The organism is Thermococcus aegaeus (genome assembly GCF_055393685.1).
Map to the genome: position 1 here is coordinate 1,030,970 of NZ_AP042464.1, position 24,382 is coordinate 1,055,351.

A 24,382-nucleotide genomic window follows, 5' to 3' on the forward strand; every position below is an offset into this window, starting at 1 on the left:
TTTGACAAAAATTTGACCATTCATAGAGTTTTTAGCAAAAGTTTTGCAAAGTAAACTTTAAAAGCCCTATGGGTTCTCACCTTAAAAAGGTGAAGGAGGAGTAAAGAAATGGGCAAATTTACACAAAAACTTGTTAATGCAATGAAAGGGTACACCTTTGATGATGTGCTTTTAATCCCCCAAGCAACTGAGGTAGAGCCAAAGGATGTTGATGTTTCTACTCAAATCACTCCAAAGATAAAACTCAACATTCCGATTCTGAGTGCTGCAATGGACACCGTTACAGAGTGGGAAATGGCAATTGCGATGGCACGGGAAGGCGGATTGGGGGTTATCCACAGAAACATGAGCATAGAAGAGCAGGTAGAGATGGTCAAAAGGGTAAAGAGAGAAGAGACGATAGAAGAAGTTATCACAATTTCACCTGAGGAAAGTATAGATTACGCACTCTTTTTAATGGAAAGGGAAGGTATAGATGGCTTACCTGTCATTGAAAATGGAGAGCTCGTTGGAATAGTAACGAAAACGGACATAACGACCAGAGAAGGACAAAGAGTTGGAGATGTGATGACGAAAGGAGTTATAACAGCGAGAGAAAGTGCAACCATAGACGAGATAATGAACTTAATGATAGAAAACAACATAGATAGAGTCCCCCTAGTTAATGATGAGGGGAAATTGGTTGGGATTATCACAATAGGGGACCTCTTAGCGAGGAAAAAGCATAGAAATGCAGTAAGAGATGAAGAAGGAAGGTTAATAGTTGCGGCTGCAGTTTCCCCCTTTGACATTAAGAGAGCACTGGCTCTTGATAAGGCCGGAGTAGATGTGATAGTTGTTGACACTGCCCATGCACACAACCTGAAGGCAATAAAAGCCATGAAAGAGATAAGATCCAAGGTAGATGCCGAGCTCATAGTGGGGAACATAGCAAACCCGAAGGCCGTTGATGACTTAACCTTTGCAGACGCAGTTAAAGTTGGCATTGGGCCTGGGAGCATATGTACAACTAGAATTGTAGCCGGAGTAGGGGTTCCCCAAGTAACAGCAATATCAATGGTTGCCGACAGGGCCATAGAATACGGAATCAGGGTAATAGCTGATGGAGGAATAAGGTATTCCGGAGACATTGTGAAGGCCATAGCAGCCGGTGCTGATGCCGTTATGCTCGGAAACCTATTAGCAGGAACAAAAGAGGCCCCGGGAAGAGAGGTTACGATAAACGGAAGGAAATACAAGCAATACAGAGGAATGGGAAGTTTGGGAGCAATGATGAAGGGAGGAGCAGAAAGATACTATCAAAAGGGCCACATGAAAACAAGAAAATTCGTTCCCGAAGGCATTGAAGGAGTAGTCCCATATAAAGGAAAAGTTGGAGAGGTGCTCTACCAGCTCGTAGGTGGTTTAAAGGCCGGAATGGGATACGTTGGTGCAAGAAACATCCCCGAGCTCAAGGAAAAGGGAGAGTTTGTGGTAATAACTCAAGCCGGAGTTAGAGAAAGCCACCCACACGATATCGCAATAACCAACGAAGCACCCAACTATCCTCTTGAGAGATGATTTTTTACATTTTTTTGCTTAAATAACAAATTTTTTAAATGAAAATTTACAACTTTATGTTGAAGGTGACGCTCATGTGGGAAAGCTTCATTGAGGAGAAAGTTAAAGAGATTAGAGAGACAGTAGGCAATAGAAAGGCAATAATCGCCTTAAGCGGAGGAGTAGACAGCTCTACAGCGGCAATATTAGCATACAAAGCAATTGGAGATAGGCTTTATGCGGTGTTCGTAAACACAGGGTTTCTAAGAAAAGGAGAGCCAGAATTCGTCATAAAGACCTTCAGAGATGAATTCGGGTTAAACTTAATTTATGTCGATGCTCAAGAGAGATTTTTCGAAGCATTGAAAGGTGTAGTGGATCCCGAGGAGAAGAGAAAGATAATAGGGAAAACATTCATAGACGTGTTTGAGGAAGTTGCAAAGAAAATCGATGCAGAATTCCTAATTCAGGGGACGATAGCCCCAGACTGGATTGAAAGCCAAGGGAGAATAAAGAGCCACCACAACGTCGGCGGTTTACCGGAGAGATTAAACCTCAAGCTCATTGAACCTTTAAGAGATCTTTACAAGGATGAAGTGAGGGAAGTGGCTAAAGAACTCGGCCTTCCTGAGAAAATATACCACAGAATGCCGTTCCCCGGCCCAGGACTAGCTGTAAGAGTTCTTGGAGAGGTTACTCCAGAAAAAGTTGCAATAGTAAGGGAGGCCAACGTAATAGTGGAGGAAGAGATTGAAAAAGCGGGCTTAAAGCCATGGCAGGCCTTCGCGGTGCTTTTGGGAGTTAAAACCGTTGGCGTACAGGGAGATATAAGAGCCTACAAAGAGACAGTAGCAGTTAGGATTGTTGAGAGTTTAGATGGTATGACAGCAAATGCAATGAACGTTCCATTTGAAGTATTGCAGAGGATAGCCTTCAGGATAACGAGCGAAATTCCTCAAGTTGGGAGGGTTCTCTACGACATAACGAACAAGCCTCCAGCGACAATTGAGTTTGAGTGAGGAGAGATGATACTCATAATGGATAATCACGGACAATACGTTCACAGGATCTGGAGAACTTTAAGGTATCTTGGCGTTGAGGCTAAGATAATCCCCAACACAACGCCCCTTGAGGAGATAAAGGCAATGGATCCAAAGGGGATAATATTCTCAGGGGGACCAGACCTAGAGAGAACAGGCAACTGTGGAGCAATCTTGGAGCACTACGAGGAATTCAACGTGCCAATTTTAGGAATTTGCTTGGGTCATCAGTTAATAGCAAAGCACTTTGGGGGCAGAGTGGGAAGGGGAGAAAAAGCAGAATACAGTCTCGTTGAAGTTGAAATTCTCGAGGAGAACGACATTTTCAAAGGACTCCCAAAGAGGCTTAAAGTCTGGGAAAGCCACATGGACGAAGTCAAAGAGCTCCCAGAGGGATTTGAGCTTTTAGCTAGGAGTGAGTTCTGTGAGGTTGAGGCAATGAAGCACAAAGATTTGCCAATCTATGGTGTCCAGTTTCACCCGGAGGTAGCCCATACAGAGAGGGGGAGTGAAATCTACAGGAATTTTGCCAAGCTTTGTGGAGAACTTTAGCCTTGTGGAAAAATCTTATATAGTTTCCCACTTATTTTTTCATGGTGGGAAAATGATCTCAAAAATAGATTCCAAGGGCAGGGTTTATATCCCAAAAAGCATGAGAAAGCGGATCCATGGAGAGGTATATTTGGTAGAAACCCCAGAAGGAATATTAATAATCCCAAAGCCTGAAAATCCGATAGAAGAACTTGAAAAAATTGGAAAAAGCCTCCCAGAGAAATCAATTGAGGAACTCAAGAGAGAAATACTAAAACAAGCTCTGGAGGAATTATAATGATTTATGCAGATACAGACTTTTTTCTCGCTCTTCTAAAGCCAAACGATTGGCTGAAAAAGAATGCAAAGAGGATACTCAAAGAATACAAGGGACAGATTACAACATCAGAGGTCACTTTTATTGAGCTAATGCTTTTAGCCAACCGATATAACCTTGATCCCGTTAAAATTGCCTCAAGCGTTATGGCGATATGCAACATAGAGGACACAAAATACCTCAAAGCCGCGATTTATATTAAAGAGTACGGGGTAAACGTTTTTGATGCATTTCACGCAGCAAACTGCCAGGGGAGAATAATAAGCTCCGATAACGTTTATGATAAGCTGGGTATAGAAAGAATTGATCTGAGAAAGCTAGAAGAGAAGTGACTATCCCATCCCAGCAAACAGAAAATTTTTTAAAATTACATTTTTTACTTTTCTTTATAGTAGGTGGTCTTATGGGTTACACCATATACTACCGCCTCTCCATAAGGAATCGCAAGAAGGGATACATGTTTATTAAGAGAGTTTGCAGAGGTCTCAAGCTGGATTGTGAATTTAGAGGAGAGGACATTATAATCAAACCGCTCTCCAGTGATGTAGAGCCCCTTATAATTAAAAACGGAGAGGGGTTCGTGAAAACATATAAAAGAGAGCCTTACACATCCCTCTACTTGTTATTATTGCTTTCACTTTCTGCCTTTGGCTCCGTAGAGGTGTTTGACGATGAGGGCTTTGCCTTGTGAACCTCTAAAATCCTTTTTGGGATGGAACTCCTGAAGACTCTTTCTTCCACGAGGACCTTCACTATGTCCCCGACTTCAACTTTCTCTGCACTTTCCACCCAGTATTTGCCCGGTTTAACATTGGCCCTTATGTCATCATGTACATCCACCTTTACAAGCTCTCCCTTGACCTCTTCAACAACTCCATACGTCCAGTCCCGGGTGAACTTTGATTTATAAAGGTGCCTGAAAATAAGCACAATTCCAAAAATTGCAACTAAATAGCCGTAGAAGTAGTAAACGTTTTTTGCGAACCTTCTCACCACGAGATAACCAAGGAAGGAGAGGAATGCTATCAGGGTAAGTCCGTAATAAAAGAATCTATAAGGCTCAACTTCAATGAAAAAGTCACGGTTTTTGAGGATCAAGTGCCTCAGGTAGAGGAAGTAGCAGGCAAAGAGCACTCCCAGGTAAATTTCACTTCCAAAGAGCAGCACAATCACCAGAGAGAGAACCAGATAGGTTACAAACGAAAGCTGGAGCTTCAGGCTTAGGAATTCATGGGTGGTAAGCTGCCTCTTTATAAGCTTTTTGAGGAGTTTAAAAGTTGGAGGCTTTTGAGAGGGTGTTGGCTTTGCTATTTCCCTTATGGTCTCGTTTATAAACCTTGCAAACTTTATTGCGAAGGATTCAGCTGCTTCGCCCACTTTATAGAGGATTTCATCCATGGTCATGATTTTCACCCAAGACAAGATGATCCTATCAAGACGTTTGTCGTATTAAATATATCCCAAGCACTATCACAATCAAGGAGTAGTTGATTTGTGTCTGACCCACTTAAGGGATATCCCACCTTCTTTGTAGTCTCATCTTCCTCTATGTAGTACTTGAGGAAATAATAATCAGAAGAAGTTTGATCTTCCAATTTCACCCCTACACTCAATAAATAATTATAAAGCCGGTCATCATAGTTCCTGTCAGGAACCAGAAACGTAACTAATCCTACAGGATATTCAGTTCTGAATTCAAATTTTTTCTGCATTTCAAGTCCTTTAGCAATATAGTACTCATGGTTAACTATGCTACCTTCTAATCTCTCCAAGAATGATGGACCGGTATTTGAGCCAAAGTATCTAAAATTCCGTACACACTCCAAAAAACTACTTACATTATGAGAACCAAATAGCATGGGATAAGAATTATTACAAGGAACTATCACCCGGGAATATCTCCCTCCCGTAATTGTTGAAATAAAAGGATCCTCCATATTATCTATCGCGACTATACTATACACATAGTCTGATTGAGGTATACTACCGTTATAGATTATTTTACCAGAGAGATCTCTGATTTCTAGGCCATTTACACGTCCCAAAACAACGATATGAAATGAGTCTAGTGGATAGACATACAACTCGATATTATTCACAATCTTGTTTGGAGAGGAGGGAGTTACGAAATATCCCTGACTCTTGAGAAAGTTAAGTGTGTTGTTTACCCAATATGAAATTGTTATATTTTTCATAGCATCCTGAAAACTCCCCTCAATTGTACCATTAACAATTAATTCACTTAATGCCCGAGATGCATTATCGAAGAACTGAGTGTTAGTAATTGCATATTCAACCGCGACCAGTATTGCCTTTTGGGAAGAAAGCTTCATTGCATTGCTAAAATCACGTTCAAGTTGAGAAATTATATTGTGTTGTCTTTCAACAGATATTCTGTCTGCCTGAGCTTGTAATACATAGTAAGATACATCCTCATAAGTGACCAGCAGGAGTAGTAAAGGTACCAAAAGAATTAGAATAAAGGAATTCAGGACAAAACCTCTCCTTCTCATTGGCCTTCCCTCCAAAGTCTCAGGGTAACTTCAATTGGATGCAATGTCTTTGGAACATTTCTCAAGCCAATTGTGTCGATTCTAAGATTATCAAGTTTTACCAATATCCGATTGTTCTGAGTGCCGGGGATTATACCGCTTTTCTCATAACTCTCCGCCCCTAAATTCTCAAATAATCTAACTATAGCATCATCTAAGGCGTATTTGGTAGGCTCAAGCTGAGATGTCTCCAGATTCAGATACTTCGTAGGATCCCTGCAATATCCTACCTCAACGTATCCATCACCGAGAGTTCCGGACAGATTGTAGTAGTAGTGAAGATTATATCCACATGTTCCATTTTGAGAATATTCATCAAAGATATCTCCGTAGGGGGCATAGCCATAAAGGAAATAGTGAACGATTGCTCTACTATCGAGAGGCCTAAAACGATAGTAATCATCTTGACTGCTTGCGCTTATAGTGAATGTATTAATTTGCCCAGGAACCATCATGAAATCCTGCAATTTTCTGTAGGATACTCTGATCAGGTAATAGTCAAGAGGTGTCTGAATAAATTGCTGAGAATTTTCATAGAGCGTTATTGTTCCAGGAACTCCGAGATAATTAAGATAAAAGTTTATCGCACTCCATATATCAATATACCACGGAACAGCCTTGTCAGGAAGATAATAATTAAAGGTCATATATGTAGAGTATGTCTGAGAAGGATCAAGATTCTTGAACTCTTCTTGTGGAATATAGAACTTGTTTATTTTTATATCACTCTCATAAGTTATCTTTATAGAGGAATTGGGATAACCATAAAGGCGTCGCGTATTACTCCAGTCCGTGTGATAGTCCTGTCCTGCATATCTAACAGTACGATCATATGCGGGATCATAATATGCATCCAACATTATAACTAGGTTGAAGTTCTTTTTGTTTAAATTCTCAAGTGTAGTATAGTTCAAAATTCCCCCAAGAAGTGTCTCATTGGATATTACCAACGTAGTTATGCCCCCATCTAAGGTCGTGTTTTCATAAACGAGATTTAACGCGGTTCCATTTGAATAGTATATCCTAACCTCGTGGACACCCTCAACGGTGAGGGTGGCATTTATGGCTTTTATATTTCCTGGAACAAAGAGGGAGTTTAGATAGTAAATTCCTGTCCCCGCACTTGTAACATCATAAAGCTTAACTAATCCTGGATCTTCAACACTAGGATCAGAAGAATTGTACTTAAGGTAAAGCCAGCTCCCACTATCGAGACCTATTTCATCATCCCCGTAGCTTGCAAAAACTGCCTCTACCGTGTTCGTTCCATTATGGAAAAATGTGGTAACATTTTCATTATATGGATCAGCAAGGGTATTTCCATTTATACTTACTTGCATTGTCTCGTACTGACCTCTCTGAGCTGCGTGCCAAAGAGCATCCAACACGTTTGCATCATCTGGCAGAAGTACAGTAGAGTTAATTATAAGGGAGTTATATTGAGACGTGTAATATGTAATCGACGAAATTGTCGGATTATTTTCATAAACTCTTGATGATGATATATGATCTTTTATGTAGTAACTCCTATCTCGAGTACCTTGCCACGTAACCTCAAGAAACACACCATCAGTAAAGTCTATTTTAATGTAATCACCATTAGGATAATAGTAATAGAGCCTAGAGATTCTATAGGTCTCTGTTAATGTATTCCCTTTAAGGTTATAGGAAATGTATGTCGTATATGCCCTAATAACCTCGGTATTTCCTGAATAGATTTGAAGCATATAAACGTAATATCCACTATAAAAATCATAATCTACCCAGTTATTACCAAGATCATCGTTTATGTTAACTGATGAACTATCATACGATCCCTGAACAATAAATTGACCAGATTGAATATCATTTTCGTCAAAATCCCAGCCAGATGAATAATAAGCTTGATAGTAGAAGTTAAACTGAGATAGAGATAAGGAATACGCATTAGATTGTTTAGTTCCTCCAGCCAAAACTCTCTGTATACCAATTAACTCCTGCCTCACAAAAGTTCCTTTTGTTAAGTATGCCTTAGCCACATAACCTCTTGGGGTCTGGTTAAACTTGAATCCACTCACCATTGCAGTAGCGGTAGAAACGTCACTTGCATTTTCATAAGAGTAGTCAAATGTTAAAAATGGGCTTGTGTAGTTATTTATAATAAGCTGGTACTTGTACCCCAGTTGACGGTTCACAATTTCTGTTAAAAGATAATTGAGTATTTTTTCAGCTCTTTCTTGATAAGAAGGTGATACCTGAAAGGTACTATTTATAGCCCAGTAAGTAGCTACAACCTCAAGTGGGGGCATATCAGGAGTTACAAAAACTTCATCCAGTGTCCCATCACTCTTCCACTCCTCTATTTTCTCCGGAGGAACTAAATTTCTCAAAGAAACTGACCTCCACATGTTTAATATATCTTGGGCGTCATATTTACTATGTTCTCTCATGTAAGTAGAATATACATTAATGTTGTTATTCACTGTAACCAAGGCACTTACAAATACCATCACTAGGAGCAATGAGATCAACGCATCAAGAGTGAATACAAATCCTCTCCTCTTCATCTGTCATCCCACACCCATAGCTTTATTATTGTGCTCTCAAACTTCGGCTCCAGCATATATTCTATAGTCGGGACTACTTCAATTGCAACATCTCTCCGGCCCCATCCTTCTAGGGAGTAAAGCCAGAGCCCTATTAGATTATTTACTGTATTTGAAGAGCCAAATAACTCTTCAAAAGGTATTGTTATCGTGCCGTTAATTCCTACATAGCCCTTTAGAGTTGCATTCCCATTTTCATACCATACCAAAGTTGCGTTAAGATCCGTAGAGTTTCCGTAAACAAAAAGCCCTCTGATTTCTGTTCCCAATTGACTTATCAGCGTTAGGTTTCCATAAGTGCTTGAGTTCACATTTATCTTTATTGAAGTTCCTTCCAGTGGATTGTGCCTCATGAATCCATAAATGAGGGGTTCTTCAGCTGAAGGTCCTGAAGAGAGATTGTAGGCAAATTTAGGGAACACAGTTACTCTCTCCACGGGTTCTATCCATGGAGAATTGGACATAGATGTCCTTACCTTGTCCATATCATTCTCAAACGTGCCGTTTATGAGGGAGAACCAGTAAAATGGCTCTTCAGCATTTAAAAAGTCTCTAGCAGATTTATAAGTAGAATTGAGAGTTGGGAAAGTGCTGTCATAATTCGAAATAGTTATTTGTATTTGACCCTGCCCCACTAAACGTAACCGAGTCCAATCTCCATTATCAAGCATTAACTGAAGTTCGCTACCTTCACTAACCACATAAACTTCCAAGAATGTTCTCGGCCTTAAATGAACAACACAAGTGTTTTGCTTAGATAGCTCGGGATCACAAAGCCCCTCAGGAGGGTCCACAATATTAACGGCTCTAATATAGGTATCAACGGACAGATTTAGCAGAAGATAATCCCCTACTATAAGATCAATTTTTTGATTTTTAGCTAGTTGCGTTATGTTTTCATTTATATACTCTTCTCCACCCTTATTTATCTTTACATATGTAACAATAAAGTATTTATTCCCATCAGGATCACCAGCTATTTTAATGTTAGTATTCCCATGCCTTCCTACAAATGTGTAATTCGCAATGTAAACTCTCGGGAACCTCCCAGAGACACTGACATTAAACTTGGATATATAGATCTCGAACAGAAAGTCTTTCCCACGGGCAAGCTGATTCAGCATATCCACCATCTGGTCTTTGGATTTATTAAAGACTACAATCTTCTCATAATCTAAGGCAAACGTATAGTCCTTATCCCTCAGTCCCACCATCTTAACATTACTCACATTCTTCTCCCAATCCTCAGGATAGCCCGGATTTTTGGTCAAAACATCAAGCATGTTGTTTGCTATGTTTGCCCTATCATACCAGTCAAGGAGATTAGTTATTTCGGCCTTTATCATGTCGTTTGTATTCATAACTACCCCTATGACCATTACAACGATTACCAGCGAAAGCAGGGCATCTATTGTAAGCAGCTGTCCTTTTCTCATCCTCTCACCACGTATACTTTTATTCTCACAACTTTCCCTCCGTACCTAATCCCCTCGGTAGTGTTCGTAAACCGAAAGTTTTGTGTTAAATCTTTCTCCACGAAGGCCTTTATGGTCTCATTCAAGCCGGTTAAGTTCGCTACTGATGCAAAGGGAGTGGATATTGTTATAGTGATATTAACCTCACCTCTGCTCTCCTGAGAGGAAAGGGCCTTCAAAGCCAAATGGGGATTTCCTTCCTCCTTAACTATCTCATCAAGCAAAGGATTTAGGAGGGCATAGTTTTCATCATCACTTGCAACTCCCGTATTTAGGTAATCAATAGCCTTTGAAACTGAGCTTCTCACGTAGCTAACTATAGCCATGTTTGTGCTGTTATCCGTATATGAAGGAATAACTAAGATTAATCCAACAAAGATCACGCTTAAGATGAAGATCATTTCAATTGCCGTCTGAGCCCGTGATGTTCGCATAGAGCATCTCACCCACTTTTACAGTTTTTATCCAAAAAGTCTCTCCGCTGTTAACAACTATCGATGCATTGGCTATGGGAACCGTTGAGTTCTTAACAACCCAGTAGCTTCTCCCATCTATTGTCGCGTTAACAATTATTTTGTTTGCTGTCCCATTAAAGGTAATTTTGAACTTCGCTTCATTTATCTGGGGGGCTTCTTCCTTAAGCTTATATCCTTCACCGACAGCGTATACTTTAGCGGTATGATCGACTATTTCAGCTGAAAATACCCTCACCTTTGCCATAACATCAAAGCTCTCTGCATGTGCTATCTCATTATTGGCTAAGTAAATTAGGTTTAGAATTGTTAGGGTAACGAGCACGAAAGCAAAAAGGAGATCCAAGCTTAACTGGCCTCTCATGCTAACCACCGAGGTTAAGGTTTATCTTAAGCTCTCCAGAGGTTGCATTAAAGACCCAAGACTCGTTTTTATCTGGGTTCCACTCTACAACTATCTTCAGAGTTGTTGGGGTTACCTCAGGAAACAGCAACACGCCATTGTATGGGGTTAAGTTCAAGGTCAAGATGCTGGGAGAGTAAAGGGTTCCGTTGTATTGAATGCTAACTATGGCATCTCCATAGACTGTAAGATTGCTTAAATCCTTGTGATACAGAGATGGGGCAAAGAAAAAGTTTTTCTTAGTTGTCTCACTCTCGTCCTGCTTGCTTACCTTTCCAGAAAGCACGTTTGTAGAGGTCTCGTACTTAGTAAAGTTCAAGGTGTTGTTCAGCTCGAGTATCATGAGATACGTTCCATTTTTATATCCAACCACAAGATAGGGATCTCCATCCATTCCAAAGGCTTTTTGAAGGAAGTATTTATCTCCAAGGTATTTAAAGGTGAAGTATTCAGTTGCTTTTGCTCCCGGACCCTGAGCATAAACCTGAGAAACCGCGTTGGAGATTGTATTTGCGAAGAGCTTTGCCTCCTCACTAACCTGAATTCTCAACATATCTGAGGACTGTTCGCTTGAGAAAGTTATATTCCTAATTGAAAAGGTTAAAAGTACCATAAACAGTACGAAGATGAAGAGAAACTCAAGCGAGATTTGGCCTTTTTTCATATTTCTCACCACTCACAAATAATAATACAGCAGATTATTTAACACTTTCTTTACTCTCTCCTTTTACAACTGCAAAAACATTCCCTCCAAGCTTTTTAATCGAGATCCCAAAGTAGTCGTGGTTAAAAATCTTAAATTTATACTGCTCCTCATTTAGCTCATGCTTATTTAAAAGCTCCTTAAGCTCATCGATGAAAAGCTGAGTGAGCTGGTAATAACCCATGTCAAGGGCATGCTGTTTGTAGTCCCTCATGAAGATTATGAGGGGAAAGGCACTTAGAGGGATGAGCAGCCATGGTTCGGAGAAGATAATTGTCAGCGACGTCCCTATAGCAAGAAGTCCCCCAAAAAGTGCAAGACTCAGCTTAAATAAGTTTTTAATTTTCTTCATATCTTTAACTTTGCCCTCCCATATTGTGAGGAGGGATGGATTGTAAAAATCAAATGCCGTGTGTCTCTTTCCCTTCTGAATTCTCTGTCTGATTAAATCGTCCCAGTCATCTTCATAGTATATCACTTCCCCCCTGTTCTTTGCCCTCTCCGCATCTATAGAGGAGATTATCCTTATCATATCCTCCGCACTTTCTTTAGCTATGTGGGAGTAGACTTCTTTTTCATTGAGCTCAAGGGCAACTTCAACTGAGTCTTTCATCCACCTCACCCGGGTACAGATCGTCGAAATCAGGCAAACCTGTTAAAAGTTCCTTTTTCTTTGTTTCAGCTTCTTCTTTTGCTTTCATGAAGGATTGGGCATATTTTTTGGCAGTAATAACAATATCCTCAATGCTTTTGCTCTCATATATGCCGCTTAGGAGTGTAACGACCTCTATCTCCTTCTCCCGTGGATCCGGGTAAAAGCCACGGAAAATTTGCTTACCTTTGATCTTTCTTGTGAGATATTCGAGGGCCTCGAATATGTCCTTGGCCTTTAAGAGCTCTGGTGGGCCATGGATGGCAACCAATCCATAAAGAGCAGATTCTATGTTGGCCTCAAGGTAGAGCCCTTCATTTTCAAAGGATTTCAAGATCAATCGGGAGATGTTTTTAACCTTGTTCGCCTCAGCTTTTGCGTAACCAACTGTGGCAAAGCTTCCAAAGGCGTTGAGAACAAATTTGAGGTCACTTGCATCAAGCGTCTGCTCACCTGGAACGTCTATTAAAGCTAACAACGATGCTATTCTCTCAACTATCGTGTAGTTTATCTTTTCATAAGCTCTGGAGATGTCCTCCACACTTTCCTTCAGCTTGTTGTTATCTATCGCTATTATAGAGTCAACCACTTTGGAGAGCTTGTCTATGGTTATTGCCGCATTGATTGTTGGCCTTATGCCCTCCTCCCTTAAAGGAAGAGCTCCAATGGCCACAACCAATGAATCGGGGTACTCTTCTTTTATAGCCTCCGCCAAAACCGGAGATCCACCTGCTCCAGTGCCCCCTCCAAAGCCAAATGTTAAAAAGAAGATATCGACATCACTGTAGCCGACCATAGAGCTTATTTTCTTCATTATTAAAGGCAGATCCCTTTTAACGGCTTCTCTACCAAGCACAGGGTTCGCATTTACCCCTTTTCCTCCAGTTAAACTTTCACCAACAAGTATCCTCCTTTCTTGGGGGATGTGTTTTAGATACTCGAGATCACTTCTGGAAGTGTTTATAGCAAGTGCTTCGAAGTTAACAAGGGCAAATAAATCCGCTATTTTTGTACCGCACTGACCTATTCCAATGATTAAAGCCCTCAAGGCAAATTCACCTCATGAACTCTGCTTCCAGCTCCTCAAGCTCAACGATGCCATTTTGGTTTTTGTCTTCATAAGTAACAACGCAGGCAACACCATTAAGGTATTTGACAATGTTAGATGCGAAGAAGACTTTAACAGCATTGTCTAAGCTTCTTGGGTATAGGACAAAAAGTACATATCCCTTACTCGTCTTTCCTGGGACTATCATCATAGTGCTATCTCTCTTGTAGCTCTTTCCGTTAAGATAGACGTTTTCTTTATCTGCCTTAATCTCGATATATGGGTTGTATTTGGAGAGGTCAAACTCCGTAAGATCGGCCAACACAATGTAGTTCCCGTCACCTATCTCTTTAAACTGTTCAGCTGTCATATTGGTTCCAAATAGTGTATTCAGGGAATCCTTTACTGAAAGCGCAACTTTGTCTCGGCCAAATGTGTACAATATCTTAAAGTTTCCATCGGGGAGTGCTCTTATCACTTCGTAGAGGTTCACAGGTTTCGGCAACTCTTCGAAGGTTGAGAAATAGAGAGTTGCAAGAGCTGAATCGATAATACTGCTCCCCCAGAGGTTATTTTTCTTTTTAGGTAGCAGCCATTGAAGAGTTTCTTGGCGATAATCAATGCCAAATGCATAAAGGACTTCCGTAGCACGTATAGTAAGCTCTACACTCGGCTGTCCTTGGTACATCAGAACTCCAACTATGTAGCTTTCCTTGATGTTTGGCCATCCCCCATCCGCAGTTCTTTGGTTAATAAGCCAATTCAGGTGTTTTTCAACATCCTGTTTTGTTACTAGTGGCTCCAGTGCTTCAAGTACCTCAATTGTAGTCGAAACTTCAGAGGGGAAGAATCTGGTGTAGTATTTAGTCGTTATTACTGTTCCCCACCCTTCTGTGGGGAAGGATAGGAGCCATTCCTTTGCCTTGACGATATCCTCATCCTGTGGGGAAACCCCTAAAGCTAAAAGGGCCTTAATTGCCAGAGCGGTGTCGTATGGCTGCAGACCTAAGAAATCACCCCATTTCCCATCTTCTTTCTTAAGGCTCTTTATAAAAGCTATGTGCTTTGCTTTTTCACTCTCATTAACCAGATTAAACTCTAAAAGGGTTAGCAAGTTGTAGATATAAGGTGGATATATCTCTCCTCTTTCTGAGGATATCTCCATGTTTTCATCAATCCTGCTCTTTACCCATTCTATACCTTTTTCTATTTTTTCATCCATAAAATAGCATTTTTTCAGGGCTTTCAAAGCATAATATGTAGCCCTATCTGTAGATGAGAAGCCCAGTATATAGGGCCATCCTCCATCCTTGTTCTGTACTTTTTCCAGTTCCGAACAAGATGCCTCAAAAGGTGTCTCCGGCTCAACAGCTAATTCGCCGCTGACTTTTGCAAAACTCCAAATTGCAAGTGCTGATGTTACAAAAACTTCCCTTTGTACTAGTTGGCCTGGCTTATTGGCCCAGTAGACAAAGCTTTCGTTCTTCTCTTTTAGATCTTCGAGTGTAGCGAGCAATTTGGCCGTTTCAAAGGTTAAGCCATCGTATACAAGCAGAGCATAAGTGAGAAACGCTCGCTCCTTAGTAGTAATGTCTGGGGAATTAACCAACTTCCAAGCTTCTCCCACTAATCCCGGAGAAACGTAACCAACTGCATGATAAGCCAAAAGCTTGAGTGCCACCGCCTCTCCCTTACGGATTCCATAAGGCTCAGTTTTTTCAATATATTCGATTGCACTTTGAATATAGGGGTGCTCTTTTGAGTATCCATTTTCACCCAGTGCCCAAACCGCCATAAGAGTTGGGTAAAACTCAGTTAGAGTTTCCGGAACATATCCCCATCCCTTTCCGTTGTATGAATCAACTAAAAAGTTAATGCCCCTTTTAACGGCATCAGAGATCAAAGAATACTTATCACCCTCATAAACGGCAAGGGTTTTTTTCAATGCGATTACAGCATATGATGTGTCAACTACATTACTCACGCTCTCCTCATAATATCCCCAGCCACCATCAGGATTTTGCCTCGCTAAGAGGGCGTCAACGAAGTACTCGATGTCACTTATCGTGAGGTTCTCAACGGCAGGATAACTAGAAGCGAGAGCTATTAGCGAAAGACTAAGCTGTTGGGTGGTTTCCATGTACTCCTTTCCCTCTAAAAGAAACTTTGTTGATGCATCAAGAATAGGCACTGCTCCGGCATAAGGGAGTATCATCATTACAATAAGCAAGACAGGAACAACTCTCTTCATTCTCGGCACCTCTAAACCAGCTTTTATCAATTACCTAATTAGGTATTACTCACTCAAAACAAATAAAGGTTGCGGAAGAAGAGCTAGTGTTTTATAAAGCGATCCTTTTTGCTGATGTCGTCTCTCATTATCAAAACCACTCTGCTCGGAGGATACTCATCTTCTATGTGATATCCGGGCAGATACTTCACAAGTTCCTCAGCAAAGGCCTTTATGTCTTCGTGGCTTGGCATGTTATTGATTGTTAGCCTGTTTCTTGAAAAGCCCACAAACATATACGCCTTAGCTTCAACAAACATCGGCTTAGCTTTCATTATGAGCCTCGCATACCCTTCTGGGTTGTGCATGTTTTCGCCCTTAACAAGGGTAAGCCTTATGACTGTCCTTATCGGCAGGTCTCTCATGAGCTCGAGTGTTCTGTTTATCCTCTCCCATCCATCCGGAACCATTGGTACGTTTACCCTCTGATAGGTCTCTTCATCTGGGGCCGTTAAAGAGACGTAAAGCTGTGTGGGGAGCTTGTTCTCCGATATCATCTTCTCCAAAATCTCCGGCTCTGTGCCGTTGGTGACTATGAACGTTGTGAACCCTCTCCTGTGGAACTCTTCAACGAGATCCCCTATCATTGGGTAAAGCATGGGCTCACCAGAGAGGCTTATTGCCGCATGTCTAGGTTCCATTGCCTCTTCAAGCTTTTTGACGTTTATCTGGTCTTTTATCCCCCAGTAGCCGCTTAAAAGTTTTCTTTGAGCTTCTATACTTTTCTCAACTATAAAGCTTGGCTCATCCCAAGGCTGTGGAAGCTCAACTCCCAAGAATCCTTCCATTGGGCGCCAGCAGAAGATGCAGTTGTGCGTACACCATGCAGTTACCGGGGTCATTTGCAGGCAACGATGAGATTGAATTCCATAAAACTTCTGCTTGTAGCAAAAGCGATCGTGTTTTATACTCTCCTTTAACCAATGACAGAGCTTAACCGAGCTGTGATGACCTATGAGGGCATAATGCTGCTTCTTAAAAAGATTTACAATCTCATCGGGCATGTTTGGTTTTACATCCATTAGCCTCACCTAACTCTGCTTCAAGAGAAGGTTTAAAAATTTTTGCAATATACATTGCCGATACTATTAGGATGAGGTTGGGATCTCCAAATAAAATGCCAAGATAAGACTTACCTCCTCCCGAAGGGGCGAGGCTTGGAAAAAGAAATTCAATTTTTCTTGTAGGCCCTCTCTCCTTTCAATTTTAAAAATGATTTCCTGATGGTCTTTATCATTAAGTTCATATAGGATTCTGGGTTTTCCAATCCTGATTCTGTATGTGTTTTCTTCGCCCCTGATCTTCTTGGTAAGAGCAAGAAAAAGTTTATGAGCTTTCTAAAGATTCTAAACTTGTTTTGCCACTTTCTTTGTGAAAATAACCTCATACATTCTAATCCCCAAAGAGCTCCTCGAATTTGACGAATTCTCCTCTCATTATCTCCTCTCTCATCTTCTTTAACTCTTCCTTTTCTCTCTTGGAAAGGTACTCATACCCAATGAAATTGTCTATTTTGGAGTTAAGTTCAATCAGAATTTAGATGTTTCACCGTCGAAAAATATTTCGGCGAAAGACTTAAATACCATCGCATCAACCAAACTTCCATGCACGAGCTGAAACCAAAGATCACAATAAAAACACGAGAGAGGGTTTTTGAAAGAGGATTCTTTGAGGAAGAGGGTGAAATAGAATCAAAGCCCAAAGTCAGGTTTATCCAAGAGGTTCCGAGAATCAGGCTCGCCTAGCACTAATCACAACGATCTCTTCAAAGAAATACCTCTCCTTAGCCGTTATTTCTGTAATGAAGCCCTTGAATTCAAGCTTTTTTAGAGTCTCCTCTATGCCGGTTATTGAAGACTGAACTATTTGAACGACTCCATTTTCTTTGAGATAATGGGGAAACTCCTCAAGAAACCTATCCAATACTTCTCTTCCGGTCTCTCCCCCAACCAAGGCAAAGTCTATCGGCTCCTCTGGCTCACCCGGGAGATAGGGAGCATTGAATGTTATTATGTCAAATTTTCCCTCAACGTTTTCAAAAAGATCGCTTTGCCTGAATTCGATGTTAGTTATTCCATTCAACTTTGCGTTTTCCCTTGCAAGCTCAACTGCCAGTGGATTAACATCTACCCCCAGAACAAATCTTGCTTTTTTAGCCATTAAAAGGGCTATTATTCCAGTTCCAGTCCCCATATCAAGTGCAATGTCTCCTTCTCTAACCTTCAGATTCTCAGCTAACAAAAAAGTGTCCTCGGAGGGTTCATAAACCTGAGGATGGAGCCTAATTTTAAGACTATGATAAATCATAAAAACACCGAAAAAGAAAAGAAATCACTTCTTCCACTCGGTGTATCCGCATCTACCGCAGGTCCATCTGTCCTTGTGGTTTGCCATGAAAACCCCTGGACCGCACCTTGGGCAGAATCTGTTCTTCCTTGTGACTTTTCCGTCCTTAATCTCATAGAGCTTCCATTTTTGGGAAGGTTTCTTGGCCATTTACATCACTCTCCCTCTTCTTGTATTATCCCATCTCTCCTCAAGATGTACTCGGGCTCTATGTAAAGCATTCTCTCCTTGCTTTCATAAGCCTTAGCATAACCCTTGCTGACTCTACTTCCGAAATAGCTTCTTATGTACTGAATAACTGTTGTCTCAGGATTCAGGTCAAGCATAGCAACAAGCTTGCCCTTTACATCTTTTCTTGAAGGGGTTGGTTCGCCTTCGTGGATGACTTCAAAGTATATTTCTTTTCTTCCGAGGAGCTTGTTTTCTTTAGTCTCGATAACCCTAATCTCCATCGTAAACCACCTCCATCTTTCTAAGCAGTTGAGCGCATCTGCGCTTACATTCGGGTGTGACCTTTATAAGCACTATCCCCTCATCCGGCTGCCCATAAACTACCAAAGCTCCCTCCGGAGCGTAGAGTACAGCCGGGATAGCGGCCAAATCCTCCTCACCGTTTACCTTTATGTAGACTCTTCTTCCCCTTTTGGCAAGTTCAAAGGACTTTTTGATAGCATTTAATAAAGCTTTCGTTATTGTTCCGGGCGGATTTTTTGTTGTCAATACAACCGCCCCAAGCTCAATGTCGGGTTCATATTCTTTCCTCTTGGTTTTGTGATCGTAGATAGCAATAGAGGGCTTTATACCGAGCCTGAGGACATTTTCAGTGACCACATCTCCCACTGTAACCAAATAAGGTGCATTCTCAAGCTCTTTCCGGGAGATCAAGTAGGGCCGCGGCATTTCTCCCCTAATTAGCTTACCTATAGGATTTTTAAGCTCCTTCCTGAGTTCTTCTGTGAGTCTAAAGTAAAACTCCCGAGACATTCTACCTGACCCTTATGGCGTATTTCCCTGGAACCTTCACTCCGAGTCTTTGGGCTATTTTGGAATTCTCTGGATCAAGGATAATGACAAGGTCAAACCACTCATCGCTTAGGTCCCTGCTCCCGCAAACGGGACATCTTTCTTCGCTGGTTATGTAGTGGCAGTGTCTGCAGGCCTTTTCGCTCATTCTCCCTCACCACTCTCGGCCTTTCTCTTTTCTTTTTGTATCCACTCAAACTTGCCCAGTCCGGGCTGTCTCATGGTAAGGCCTATCTTGTTCTCCCTGATTATCTTGCTCTTTTCACTAACGGCAATTATTCTAGCCCTAACAGCATCGCCGAGCTTCAAGATATAGCCTTTTTCTTTTCCAACAAACTGGGCGTTTTTCTCGTCAAAGACAACGTAATCATCCATAAGCTGGGAGATGTGAACCAGACCATCCATCGGGCCAATCCTCACGAAAGCACCGTATGGGACAACGTCGATAACCTCACCCTCAACAACCTCGTGCATCTCGGGCTTCCACACAAGTACGTCAAAGACAGCCTCGTGATACGTGGCACCGTCCCCATGGATTATTACTCCCTCACTAATTTCATGAACGTCAAGAATTGCCAGGATGACACCTTCATCCTTATCATAAATTCCCTCATATGTTTCTCTCAGAACTATCTTGGCAGCTTCCTTTGGATCCATTGTAAACATTTTTGGGGGAATTCTCACAACGTCTTTGACCTGAATGAGCTTGTACATCTTCTTACCTCCAAAATTTTAAAAGAGGGGATCACTTCTTGAATTTCTCCTTGTAGAGCTCTATTGCCCTGAGGATTTCCTGCTTTGCTCTCTCTGCGTTTTCCCAGCCCTCAACAATGATCTCCTTTCCTTGGAGCTCCTTGTAGCGCTTGAAGAAGTGTGCAATCTCGTCAAGGAATGCCTTTGGAACATCATCTATGTCCTTCCAGTCGTCGAAGTAGGGATCCTCAACTGGGACTGCTAGTACCTTGTAGTCCTTGTCTCCGCTGTCTACCATCTTGAAGAGACCTATTGGTCTCGCCTCAATGAGAACTCCCGGGTAAGTTGGTTCCCTCATGATGACCATGATGTCAAATGGGTCGTCGTCATCGTACCATGTTTGTGGAATGATTCCGTAGTCAACCGGGTAGTAGAATGGGCTGTAAAGGACTCTATCGAGCTTTATAAGGCCGGTCTTTTTGTCAAGCTCGTACTTGTTTCTGCTTCCCTTTGGGATTTCTATTAGGGCGTAAACAACTTCCGGTACTTCCGGTCCGGGCTCCAAATCGTGGAATGGATTCATCTCAATCACCTCTTTGGTTTTCAGAAGATTTAGTTATAAACCTAACCCAAAAGTTAACTTCTGCTCTTAGCTCTTAAGGTTGGTTTTTAAAGTTGTCGCTCAATTTGTTGAAAGACTCTCCATGCGGATCCCTACTTTTTTTAGTACTCCCAATATTTTGACAGTTTTTTGTTTTATTGTTGCACCACTTGTCACAGAGTTAATGTCAAGTTGGTACCACGTTAGTGGTAATCAACCTTCTGAAGAAAAACTTTTTATTGTAGTTGCTCTATTATAATCATTGGTGGTAACATATGTGGAGGAAGGCGCTTGCTTTAGGTTTGGTGTTGATGGCACTAGGAGTTGTAGTTGGAGGAGCACTAGAGGAGAGTAAGTTTGACATAGCGTATGGTGTTTATAGGTGGCACAAAACTGGGGATTGGAAGCAAGCTATTGGAGGAGTAAAAGCGGGCACAGCGGTGTTGGGAAGCGCTACAGTAGCAACAAAATTTGCCTTAAAGTTTGGGCTGAAAACCGCAGCAAGAGCAATACCCTATATTGGTCTTGCAATATGGGCCTAAGAGGGGATCCATATGAGAGAATCTTTGAGAAAGTACATTGGATTACTTACGGTTGGTTTCATAATGGCTCTTGGGACAACTGTAAGCATAATTTTGCTCTTTAATGAGTTTCTCCCAATTAACTCGGTGGCAGAATTCGTAGGAGCAACTCTAATCTTTACAATAGTATATGCAGAACTCGGATACGCCTTAGAGTTCATTCTGACAATGCCAAAGGAGGCCCAAAATTGAGAAAAGTCCTTAAAAAGCTAACTTTTCTTTCATTTTTGCTATTTTTTATCGGGTTTTTCTTGGGGTTTTTGCTCTCAACTCAATATAACGCTCCTGAAAGCAACATGACGTCTATTTTGGAAAAAGAACTTGGAGGAGGGCAACTAACTTTCTCTTATATTTTCATCAACAATCTAAAAGCGGCTTTAATACTCTCTTTTGGTGGAGTATTAACTCTCGGAGGTTTATCGTTCTTAAATCTAACACTAAATGGTGTGAAGTTAGGGGCGCTGTTTTATGAATCACTAATTCTAAACGATCTCAGAACTTTCTTTCTCCTTGTTCTTCCTCACGGCATCTTTGAAATTCCTGCTCTTATCATAGCTGGTGCTGCAGGCTTTAAAATTCCCTACGAGCTCTTAAGATTTGCTTTGAGCAGAAAGGAAGAAATAATTACCGAAGAAGACGCCAAAGAATTCTTCAAGCTTGTTGGGATCTCGATAATTTTGATTTTCATTGCAGCAGTAATTGAGAGCACTGTCACAATTTGGATAGCAGAAAAATTGGGAGGTAATTCTCTAAAAGAGCTTTAAAGCATCCCTAATTTAGTACTAAAAAGGAGGGGATAGAGTGAAACTTAAGATCTTGAAGTCAGCTGTATGGGTGTTTATGGCATATCTTCTTACGCTTTACCTTTGGAGGGTAATTGAGGACTATACTCTTAGAGTAGCCATGAGTGTTGCTACTGGCGTATTCCTAGCACGCAATGAACCCACTCTGTGGAACTTCATAAAACTGATTGTTCTCTTAACTGGCTTTTTCTTGGGCTGCCTCTTTCTCCCTAATGTATTTCCTTAACCCCATCCATCCTCTCTCAATTCGTTTAGAATGCCTTTTTGCATCCTTAAAAAGTTTTTAACTTCTTCTAGAGACTCGTTGTCGGAATTTCCTCCTTCAAAGCGTCAAGAGTGAGGGGGATGACTCTTCACTATCATCTTTTTTAGCTCTTTGCTTGCGTATTCTTTTATACGCCGGGTATTATCGGGCTCGTAAAGCAGCTTAGAGAGCTGATCTGAAATCAGATCAACGTCGCTTCTAACTCCAAACGTTCCTTTAGCAATGGATCCATGCAAATCCAGTACTGCTTATTCGTATGGAAGTATCTGCAATACCCATTACGAATAGCTTCTTCAGCAAACATGCCCATAGCTCCCTAAAAGCTCCTTTACAGTCTTTTCAACGGCTTCTCTGCTGTTCATCTTTGGCTTCCAGCCCTTAGCTTTAGCTTTCTCAATGCTCAAAAGCATTATTTTAACATCTCCCTTCCATCCTCTACCTCCATCAACGCCACCTGTAAAGTAGAACTCTGGATTTAGGCCCATCTCTCTGCTCACTATCTCCGCTATTTCTGTGACAGTTATCCAGTCTTCGCTCCCTATGTTGTAGATATCGTAGGTTTTTTCCTCCTTAAGGAACTCCTTAAAGAGGTGTAGCATCCCCTCGACAGTATCGCTCACGTGGAGGTAGCTCTTCCTCTGCGTTCCATCTCCGAGTATCTCCAAGCGATTTGGGTTACCCTTAAGTTTGTTTATGAAATCATAGATAACCCCATGATTGGAGCGCTTTCCGATTATGTTTGCCAGCCTGAAAACTATAGCCTTCATCTCGAATGTATGCGCATAGCCAGAAATTAAGGCCTCAGCGGCCAGCTTAGCTCCGCCGTAAACGCTTATCGGTTCCATTGGGCCGTAATCCTCGGGAGTTGGGAGCTTTTTAGCTTCACCGTAAACGGTTGATGATGAAGTAAACGCTAAAATCTTCACCCCTTCCCTCCTCATTGCCTCAAGGAGGTTGTATGTGATTAGAACGTTGGTTTCATAGAGAAGTTCCGGGCTCTGAGAGCCAATCCTCACCTCGGGGTTTGCGGCTAGATGGAAAACTGCTTCAACTCCTTTTACGGCATCTCTTACGACTTCTGCTTCTCTCATGTCGCCCTTAATGAACTCAAACCTCTCGTGGCCAATCCATTGTTCAATATTTTTTAAATCTCCAGCGCTTAAGTTGTCAAGAACCCTAACTTCATAGCCTTCTTCCATAAGCCTGTCGACCAGATGAGATCCTATAAACCCCGCACCGCCTGTTACGAGAACTTTCATTTTATCACCCTCCTAACTTCTACTGGAAAGTTCTTAAGCTTTAGGAAAAGTTTTTAGTATTTTGCTTAGCATCATAAGTTTGGTTAACAAGGAGGGATACCCTATGAAAGTCCTCATCATGGCTGGTGGGTATGCAACACGGCTGTGGCCGATAACAAAGGGCAAACCCAAGCCCCTCTTACCTGTTGGTGATAAATACATCATTGATTACATCCTTGAGAAGACTAAGGAACTGGATTTAGAAGTTTATGTCTCTACCAACAAGTTCTTCGAGAAGCATTTTAAGAAGTGGGCTGAGGAAAACGGCGTTGAGCTTATAGTGGAGGAAACCATGAGCGAAGAAGAAAAGTTGGGCACTATGGGGGCCATTAAATACGCTGTATCGGAGCTTGGTGTTGATGATTACCTCATAGTTGCCGGGGACAACCTGTTCTCCTTTTCCCTGCAGGACTTTTTGAAGCGTTACACCGGAAAGCCTTTGATAGCCGTCTATGACGTGGGCGACTTTGAGCTCGCAAAGCGCTACGGTGTCGTGCTCCTTGAGGGGGACAGGGTCATTGATTTCCAGGAGAAACCCCTGCAGCCAAAATCCACTTTAATAAGCACGGGAGTTTATGCTTTTCCAGGGGATGTGATGGAGAAAGTTGAGGAGTACCTTGAGAATGGTAACAGGGATTCCCCGGGTTATTTCATAGAGTGGCTGTTGAAAAATGGTGTTGAGATCCACGCATACAGGTTCGATGATTACTGGTACGATATAGGTTCGGCCGATAGCTACCTCGAGGCCATGAAGACCTTGCTTAAGGAGAGCAAAATTGAGGAGATTCAGATAAGCCCCTACTCCAAGATAATCCCGCCGGTGGTGATTAAAAAGGGTGCTAAGATCCTTGGGCGGTCAATAGTTGGGCCCTATGCTTATATCGGGGAGAACTGTGTAATTGAGAACTCTGACGTGAGTGACTCCATCATATTCAATACCACGGTGATAAAGGGTTCAACCATATGGCGTTCAATAATTGATGAAAAATGTGAAATAAGGAATCTGGAGTTAAAGAAGAGTTTGGTCGGGGGGCATGCGAAGATACAGAGGGGGGATTGAGCTTAAGGGGTTGTATGAAGGTGCTTTTGGTGATAAGAGAAGAACTGGAGTTGATCTTGGAATGATAAAGAAAATATTGGTAAG

The 24,382-nt window shown here is 41.6% G+C and carries 31 protein-coding genes; 12 read left to right on the forward strand and 19 right to left on the reverse strand.

Going from position 1 to position 24,382, the window contains the following annotated elements:
• Positions 1–108: 108 nt before the first annotated feature.
• The 6 genes from guaB to ACZ5NL_RS05570 all read left to right on the forward strand — a co-directional run bounded on the left by guaB (position 109) and on the right by ACZ5NL_RS05570 (position 4,138).
• Positions 109–1,560, forward strand: a complete 1,452-nt coding sequence (gene guaB, locus ACZ5NL_RS05545) for an IMP dehydrogenase (RefSeq protein ID WP_464841227.1) — start codon at positions 109–111, stop codon at positions 1,558–1,560.
• Positions 1,561–1,634: 74 nt separating this feature from the next.
• On the forward strand, positions 1,635–2,558 hold the full coding sequence (gene guaA, locus ACZ5NL_RS05550; protein WP_464843335.1) for a glutamine-hydrolyzing GMP synthase: 924 nt from the start codon (positions 1,635–1,637) through the stop codon (positions 2,556–2,558).
• A gap of 6 nt (positions 2,559–2,564) precedes the next feature.
• A complete protein-coding gene (locus tag ACZ5NL_RS05555; RefSeq protein WP_464841229.1) occupies positions 2,565–3,131 on the forward strand; it encodes a GMP synthase subunit A in 567 nt (188 codons plus the stop codon).
• A gap of 52 nt (positions 3,132–3,183) precedes the next feature.
• The gene (locus ACZ5NL_RS05560; protein ID WP_464841231.1) at positions 3,184–3,408 is read left to right on the forward strand and encodes an AbrB/MazE/SpoVT family DNA-binding domain-containing protein; all 225 of its coding nucleotides are present in this window, start codon (positions 3,184–3,186) and stop codon (positions 3,406–3,408) included.
• Positions 3,408–3,779: a type II toxin-antitoxin system VapC family toxin gene (locus ACZ5NL_RS05565; RefSeq protein WP_464841233.1), complete on the forward strand. Its 372-nt coding sequence runs from the start codon at positions 3,408–3,410 to the stop codon at positions 3,777–3,779. The genes ACZ5NL_RS05560 and ACZ5NL_RS05565 overlap by 1 nt, the downstream gene beginning before the upstream one ends.
• A 71-nt stretch (positions 3,780–3,850) precedes the next feature.
• Positions 3,851–4,138, forward strand: coding sequence for a hypothetical protein (locus ACZ5NL_RS05570; protein ID WP_083965085.1), 288 nt, complete (start codon positions 3,851–3,853; stop codon positions 4,136–4,138).
• Here the strand turns inward: ACZ5NL_RS05570 and ACZ5NL_RS05575 are convergent.
• The 11 genes from ACZ5NL_RS05575 to twy1 all read right to left on the reverse strand — a co-directional run bounded on the left by ACZ5NL_RS05575 (position 4,063) and on the right by twy1 (position 16,650).
• The gene (locus ACZ5NL_RS05575; protein ID WP_464841235.1) at positions 4,063–4,851 is read right to left on the reverse strand and encodes a DUF2101 family protein; all 789 of its coding nucleotides are present in this window, start codon (positions 4,849–4,851) and stop codon (positions 4,063–4,065) included. The two genes, ACZ5NL_RS05570 and ACZ5NL_RS05575, sit on opposite strands and share 76 nt — an antisense overlap.
• Before the next feature lie 5 nt (positions 4,852–4,856).
• On the reverse strand, positions 4,857–5,960 hold the full coding sequence (locus ACZ5NL_RS05580; RefSeq protein ID WP_464841236.1) for a hypothetical protein: 1,104 nt from the start codon (positions 5,958–5,960) through the stop codon (positions 4,857–4,859).
• Positions 5,957–8,545, reverse strand: coding sequence for a hypothetical protein (locus tag ACZ5NL_RS05585; RefSeq protein ID WP_464841237.1), 2,589 nt, complete (start codon positions 8,543–8,545; stop codon positions 5,957–5,959). The genes ACZ5NL_RS05580 and ACZ5NL_RS05585 overlap by 4 nt, the downstream gene beginning before the upstream one ends.
• Positions 8,542–10,020: a hypothetical protein gene (locus ACZ5NL_RS05590; protein ID WP_464841238.1), complete on the reverse strand. Its 1,479-nt coding sequence runs from the start codon at positions 10,018–10,020 to the stop codon at positions 8,542–8,544. Before ACZ5NL_RS05590 ends, ACZ5NL_RS05585 begins: the two co-directional genes overlap by 4 nt.
• Positions 10,017–10,493 carry a hypothetical protein gene (locus ACZ5NL_RS05595; RefSeq protein WP_464841239.1) on the reverse strand — a complete coding sequence of 159 codons (477 nt, stop codon included), beginning with the start codon at positions 10,491–10,493 and terminating at the stop codon, positions 10,017–10,019. The genes ACZ5NL_RS05590 and ACZ5NL_RS05595 overlap by 4 nt, the downstream gene beginning before the upstream one ends.
• Entirely contained in the window at positions 10,462–10,896 is a 435-nt protein-coding gene (locus tag ACZ5NL_RS05600) for a hypothetical protein (protein WP_464841241.1), read from the reverse strand. The genes ACZ5NL_RS05595 and ACZ5NL_RS05600 overlap by 32 nt, the downstream gene beginning before the upstream one ends.
• 1 nt (position 10,897) lies before the next feature.
• On the reverse strand, positions 10,898–11,599 hold the full coding sequence (locus ACZ5NL_RS05605; protein ID WP_464841242.1) for a class III signal peptide-containing protein: 702 nt from the start codon (positions 11,597–11,599) through the stop codon (positions 10,898–10,900).
• A gap of 34 nt (positions 11,600–11,633) precedes the next feature.
• Positions 11,634–12,251 (reverse strand): hypothetical protein, encoded by a 618-nt coding sequence (locus ACZ5NL_RS05610; protein WP_464841243.1) that lies wholly within the window; start codon positions 12,249–12,251, stop codon positions 11,634–11,636.
• On the reverse strand, positions 12,235–13,338 hold the full coding sequence (locus ACZ5NL_RS05615) for an FtsZ/tubulin family protein (protein WP_464841245.1): 1,104 nt from the start codon (positions 13,336–13,338) through the stop codon (positions 12,235–12,237). Before ACZ5NL_RS05615 ends, ACZ5NL_RS05610 begins: the two co-directional genes overlap by 17 nt.
• Positions 13,339–13,345: 7 nt before the next feature.
• Positions 13,346–15,589, reverse strand: coding sequence for a prenyltransferase/squalene oxidase repeat-containing protein (locus tag ACZ5NL_RS05620; protein WP_464841247.1), 2,244 nt, complete (start codon positions 15,587–15,589; stop codon positions 13,346–13,348).
• Between the two features lie 83 nt (positions 15,590–15,672).
• The gene (twy1, locus tag ACZ5NL_RS05625) at positions 15,673–16,650 is read right to left on the reverse strand and encodes a 4-demethylwyosine synthase TYW1 (protein ID WP_464843336.1); all 978 of its coding nucleotides are present in this window, start codon (positions 16,648–16,650) and stop codon (positions 15,673–15,675) included.
• A gap of 582 nt (positions 16,651–17,232) precedes the next feature.
• Between twy1 and ACZ5NL_RS05630 the strand changes: the two genes are divergently transcribed.
• On the forward strand, positions 17,233–17,373 hold the full coding sequence (locus ACZ5NL_RS05630; RefSeq protein ID WP_464841248.1) for a hypothetical protein: 141 nt from the start codon (positions 17,233–17,235) through the stop codon (positions 17,371–17,373).
• On the opposite strand, the gene ACZ5NL_RS05635 is transcribed toward ACZ5NL_RS05630, so the two are convergent.
• From ACZ5NL_RS05635 to ACZ5NL_RS05665, 7 genes are read right to left on the reverse strand one after another with little or no spacing between them, the layout of a single operon-like run.
• Positions 17,360–17,935 (reverse strand): HemK2/MTQ2 family protein methyltransferase, encoded by a 576-nt coding sequence (locus ACZ5NL_RS05635; protein WP_464841249.1) that lies wholly within the window; start codon positions 17,933–17,935, stop codon positions 17,360–17,362. The two genes, ACZ5NL_RS05630 and ACZ5NL_RS05635, sit on opposite strands and share 14 nt — an antisense overlap.
• Positions 17,936–17,959: 24 nt before the next feature.
• Complete coding sequence (locus ACZ5NL_RS05640) at positions 17,960–18,124, reverse strand: 30S ribosomal protein S27ae (protein ID WP_464841250.1); 165 nt, start codon at positions 18,122–18,124, stop codon at positions 17,960–17,962.
• Between the two features lie 5 nt (positions 18,125–18,129).
• Positions 18,130–18,426, reverse strand: coding sequence for a 30S ribosomal protein S24e (locus ACZ5NL_RS05645; RefSeq protein ID WP_058947519.1), 297 nt, complete (start codon positions 18,424–18,426; stop codon positions 18,130–18,132).
• A complete protein-coding gene (locus ACZ5NL_RS05650; RefSeq protein WP_464841251.1) occupies positions 18,416–18,958 on the reverse strand; it encodes a GTP-dependent dephospho-CoA kinase in 543 nt (180 codons plus the stop codon). The genes ACZ5NL_RS05645 and ACZ5NL_RS05650 overlap by 11 nt, the downstream gene beginning before the upstream one ends.
• A 1-nt stretch (position 18,959) precedes the next feature.
• Positions 18,960–19,145 carry a transcription elongation factor subunit Spt4 gene (gene spt4, locus ACZ5NL_RS05655; RefSeq protein WP_152878911.1) on the reverse strand — a complete coding sequence of 62 codons (186 nt, stop codon included), beginning with the start codon at positions 19,143–19,145 and terminating at the stop codon, positions 18,960–18,962.
• Positions 19,142–19,711, reverse strand: coding sequence for a DNA-directed RNA polymerase (locus tag ACZ5NL_RS05660; RefSeq protein ID WP_464841252.1), 570 nt, complete (start codon positions 19,709–19,711; stop codon positions 19,142–19,144). Before ACZ5NL_RS05660 ends, spt4 begins: the two co-directional genes overlap by 4 nt.
• Before the next feature lie 31 nt (positions 19,712–19,742).
• Positions 19,743–20,273, reverse strand: coding sequence for an inorganic diphosphatase (locus tag ACZ5NL_RS05665; protein WP_464841253.1), 531 nt, complete (start codon positions 20,271–20,273; stop codon positions 19,743–19,745).
• A 293-nt stretch (positions 20,274–20,566) separates the two neighbouring features.
• On the opposite strand from ACZ5NL_RS05665, the gene ACZ5NL_RS05670 reads away from it, so the two are divergent.
• Genes ACZ5NL_RS05670 through ACZ5NL_RS05685 form a run of 4 tightly spaced genes read left to right on the forward strand, consistent with a single transcriptional unit; the run spans position 20,567 to position 21,901 of the window.
• A complete protein-coding gene (locus ACZ5NL_RS05670) occupies positions 20,567–20,833 on the forward strand; it encodes a hypothetical protein (RefSeq protein ID WP_464841254.1) in 267 nt (88 codons plus the stop codon).
• Positions 20,834–20,845: 12 nt separating this feature from the next.
• On the forward strand, positions 20,846–21,064 hold the full coding sequence (locus ACZ5NL_RS05675; RefSeq protein WP_464841255.1) for a hypothetical protein: 219 nt from the start codon (positions 20,846–20,848) through the stop codon (positions 21,062–21,064).
• A gap of 35 nt (positions 21,065–21,099) precedes the next feature.
• The gene (locus ACZ5NL_RS05680; protein ID WP_464841256.1) at positions 21,100–21,636 is read left to right on the forward strand and encodes a stage II sporulation protein M; all 537 of its coding nucleotides are present in this window, start codon (positions 21,100–21,102) and stop codon (positions 21,634–21,636) included.
• A 37-nt stretch (positions 21,637–21,673) separates the two neighbouring features.
• Positions 21,674–21,901: a hypothetical protein gene (locus ACZ5NL_RS05685; RefSeq protein WP_464841257.1), complete on the forward strand. Its 228-nt coding sequence runs from the start codon at positions 21,674–21,676 to the stop codon at positions 21,899–21,901.
• Between the two features lie 332 nt (positions 21,902–22,233).
• Here ACZ5NL_RS05685 and ACZ5NL_RS05690 read toward each other — a convergent pair whose 3' ends face one another.
• On the reverse strand, positions 22,234–23,199 hold the full coding sequence (locus ACZ5NL_RS05690; RefSeq protein WP_464841258.1) for an NAD-dependent epimerase/dehydratase family protein: 966 nt from the start codon (positions 23,197–23,199) through the stop codon (positions 22,234–22,236).
• Positions 23,200–23,302: 103 nt separating this feature from the next.
• On the opposite strand from ACZ5NL_RS05690, the gene ACZ5NL_RS05695 reads away from it, so the two are divergent.
• Entirely contained in the window at positions 23,303–24,298 is a 996-nt protein-coding gene (locus ACZ5NL_RS05695) for a sugar phosphate nucleotidyltransferase (protein ID WP_464843338.1), read from the forward strand.
• Positions 24,299–24,382: the final 84 nt, after the last annotated feature.

Bases quoted from the DNA above. Each gene is read 5' to 3' on its own strand.
- ACZ5NL_RS05590 (WP_464841238.1), bottom strand. From the start codon at position 10,020: ATGAGAAAAGGACAGCTGCTTACAATAGATGCCCTGCTTTCGCTGGTA.
- ACZ5NL_RS05670 (WP_464841254.1), top strand. From the start codon at position 20,567: ATGTGGAGGAAGGCGCTTGCTTTAGGTTTGGTGTTGATGGCACTAGGA.
- ACZ5NL_RS05660 (WP_464841252.1), bottom strand. From the start codon at position 19,711: ATGTACAAGCTCATTCAGGTCAAAGACGTTGTGAGAATTCCCCCAAAA.
- guaA (WP_464843335.1), top strand. From the start codon at position 1,635: ATGTGGGAAAGCTTCATTGAGGAGAAAGTTAAAGAGATTAGAGAGACA.
- ACZ5NL_RS05620 (WP_464841247.1), bottom strand. From the start codon at position 15,589: ATGAAGAGAGTTGTTCCTGTCTTGCTTATTGTAATGATGATACTCCCT.
- ACZ5NL_RS05560 (WP_464841231.1), top strand. From the start codon at position 3,184: ATGATCTCAAAAATAGATTCCAAGGGCAGGGTTTATATCCCAAAAAGC.
- ACZ5NL_RS05640 (WP_464841250.1), bottom strand. From the start codon at position 18,124: ATGGCCAAGAAACCTTCCCAAAAATGGAAGCTCTATGAGATTAAGGAC.
- ACZ5NL_RS05565 (WP_464841233.1), top strand. From the start codon at position 3,408: ATGATTTATGCAGATACAGACTTTTTTCTCGCTCTTCTAAAGCCAAAC.
- ACZ5NL_RS05610 (WP_464841243.1), bottom strand. From the start codon at position 12,251: ATGAAAGACTCAGTTGAAGTTGCCCTTGAGCTCAATGAAAAAGAAGTC.
- ACZ5NL_RS05645 (WP_058947519.1), bottom strand. From the start codon at position 18,426: ATGGAGATTAGGGTTATCGAGACTAAAGAAAACAAGCTCCTCGGAAGA.
- ACZ5NL_RS05570 (WP_083965085.1), top strand. From the start codon at position 3,851: ATGGGTTACACCATATACTACCGCCTCTCCATAAGGAATCGCAAGAAG.
- ACZ5NL_RS05695 (WP_464843338.1), top strand. From the start codon at position 23,303: ATGAAAGTCCTCATCATGGCTGGTGGGTATGCAACACGGCTGTGGCCG.
- ACZ5NL_RS05690 (WP_464841258.1), bottom strand. From the start codon at position 23,199: ATGAAAGTTCTCGTAACAGGCGGTGCGGGGTTTATAGGATCTCATCTG.
- ACZ5NL_RS05630 (WP_464841248.1), top strand. From the start codon at position 17,233: ATGCACGAGCTGAAACCAAAGATCACAATAAAAACACGAGAGAGGGTT.
- guaB (WP_464841227.1), top strand. From the start codon at position 109: ATGGGCAAATTTACACAAAAACTTGTTAATGCAATGAAAGGGTACACC.
- ACZ5NL_RS05675 (WP_464841255.1), top strand. From the start codon at position 20,846: ATGAGAGAATCTTTGAGAAAGTACATTGGATTACTTACGGTTGGTTTC.
- ACZ5NL_RS05650 (WP_464841251.1), bottom strand. From the start codon at position 18,958: ATGTCTCGGGAGTTTTACTTTAGACTCACAGAAGAACTCAGGAAGGAG.
- twy1 (WP_464843336.1), bottom strand. From the start codon at position 16,650: ATGGATGTAAAACCAAACATGCCCGATGAGATTGTAAATCTTTTTAAG.
- ACZ5NL_RS05635 (WP_464841249.1), bottom strand. From the start codon at position 17,935: ATGATTTATCATAGTCTTAAAATTAGGCTCCATCCTCAGGTTTATGAA.
- ACZ5NL_RS05665 (WP_464841253.1), bottom strand. From the start codon at position 20,273: ATGAATCCATTCCACGATTTGGAGCCCGGACCGGAAGTACCGGAAGTT.
- ACZ5NL_RS05575 (WP_464841235.1), bottom strand. From the start codon at position 4,851: ATGACCATGGATGAAATCCTCTATAAAGTGGGCGAAGCAGCTGAATCC.
- ACZ5NL_RS05600 (WP_464841241.1), bottom strand. From the start codon at position 10,896: ATGAGAGGCCAGTTAAGCTTGGATCTCCTTTTTGCTTTCGTGCTCGTT.
- ACZ5NL_RS05595 (WP_464841239.1), bottom strand. From the start codon at position 10,493: ATGCGAACATCACGGGCTCAGACGGCAATTGAAATGATCTTCATCTTA.
- ACZ5NL_RS05605 (WP_464841242.1), bottom strand. From the start codon at position 11,599: ATGAAAAAAGGCCAAATCTCGCTTGAGTTTCTCTTCATCTTCGTACTG.
- spt4 (WP_152878911.1), bottom strand. From the start codon at position 19,145: ATGAGCGAAAAGGCCTGCAGACACTGCCACTACATAACCAGCGAAGAA.
- ACZ5NL_RS05580 (WP_464841236.1), bottom strand. From the start codon at position 5,960: ATGAGAAGGAGAGGTTTTGTCCTGAATTCCTTTATTCTAATTCTTTTG.
- ACZ5NL_RS05555 (WP_464841229.1), top strand. From the start codon at position 2,565: ATGATACTCATAATGGATAATCACGGACAATACGTTCACAGGATCTGG.
- ACZ5NL_RS05585 (WP_464841237.1), bottom strand. From the start codon at position 8,545: ATGAAGAGGAGAGGATTTGTATTCACTCTTGATGCGTTGATCTCATTG.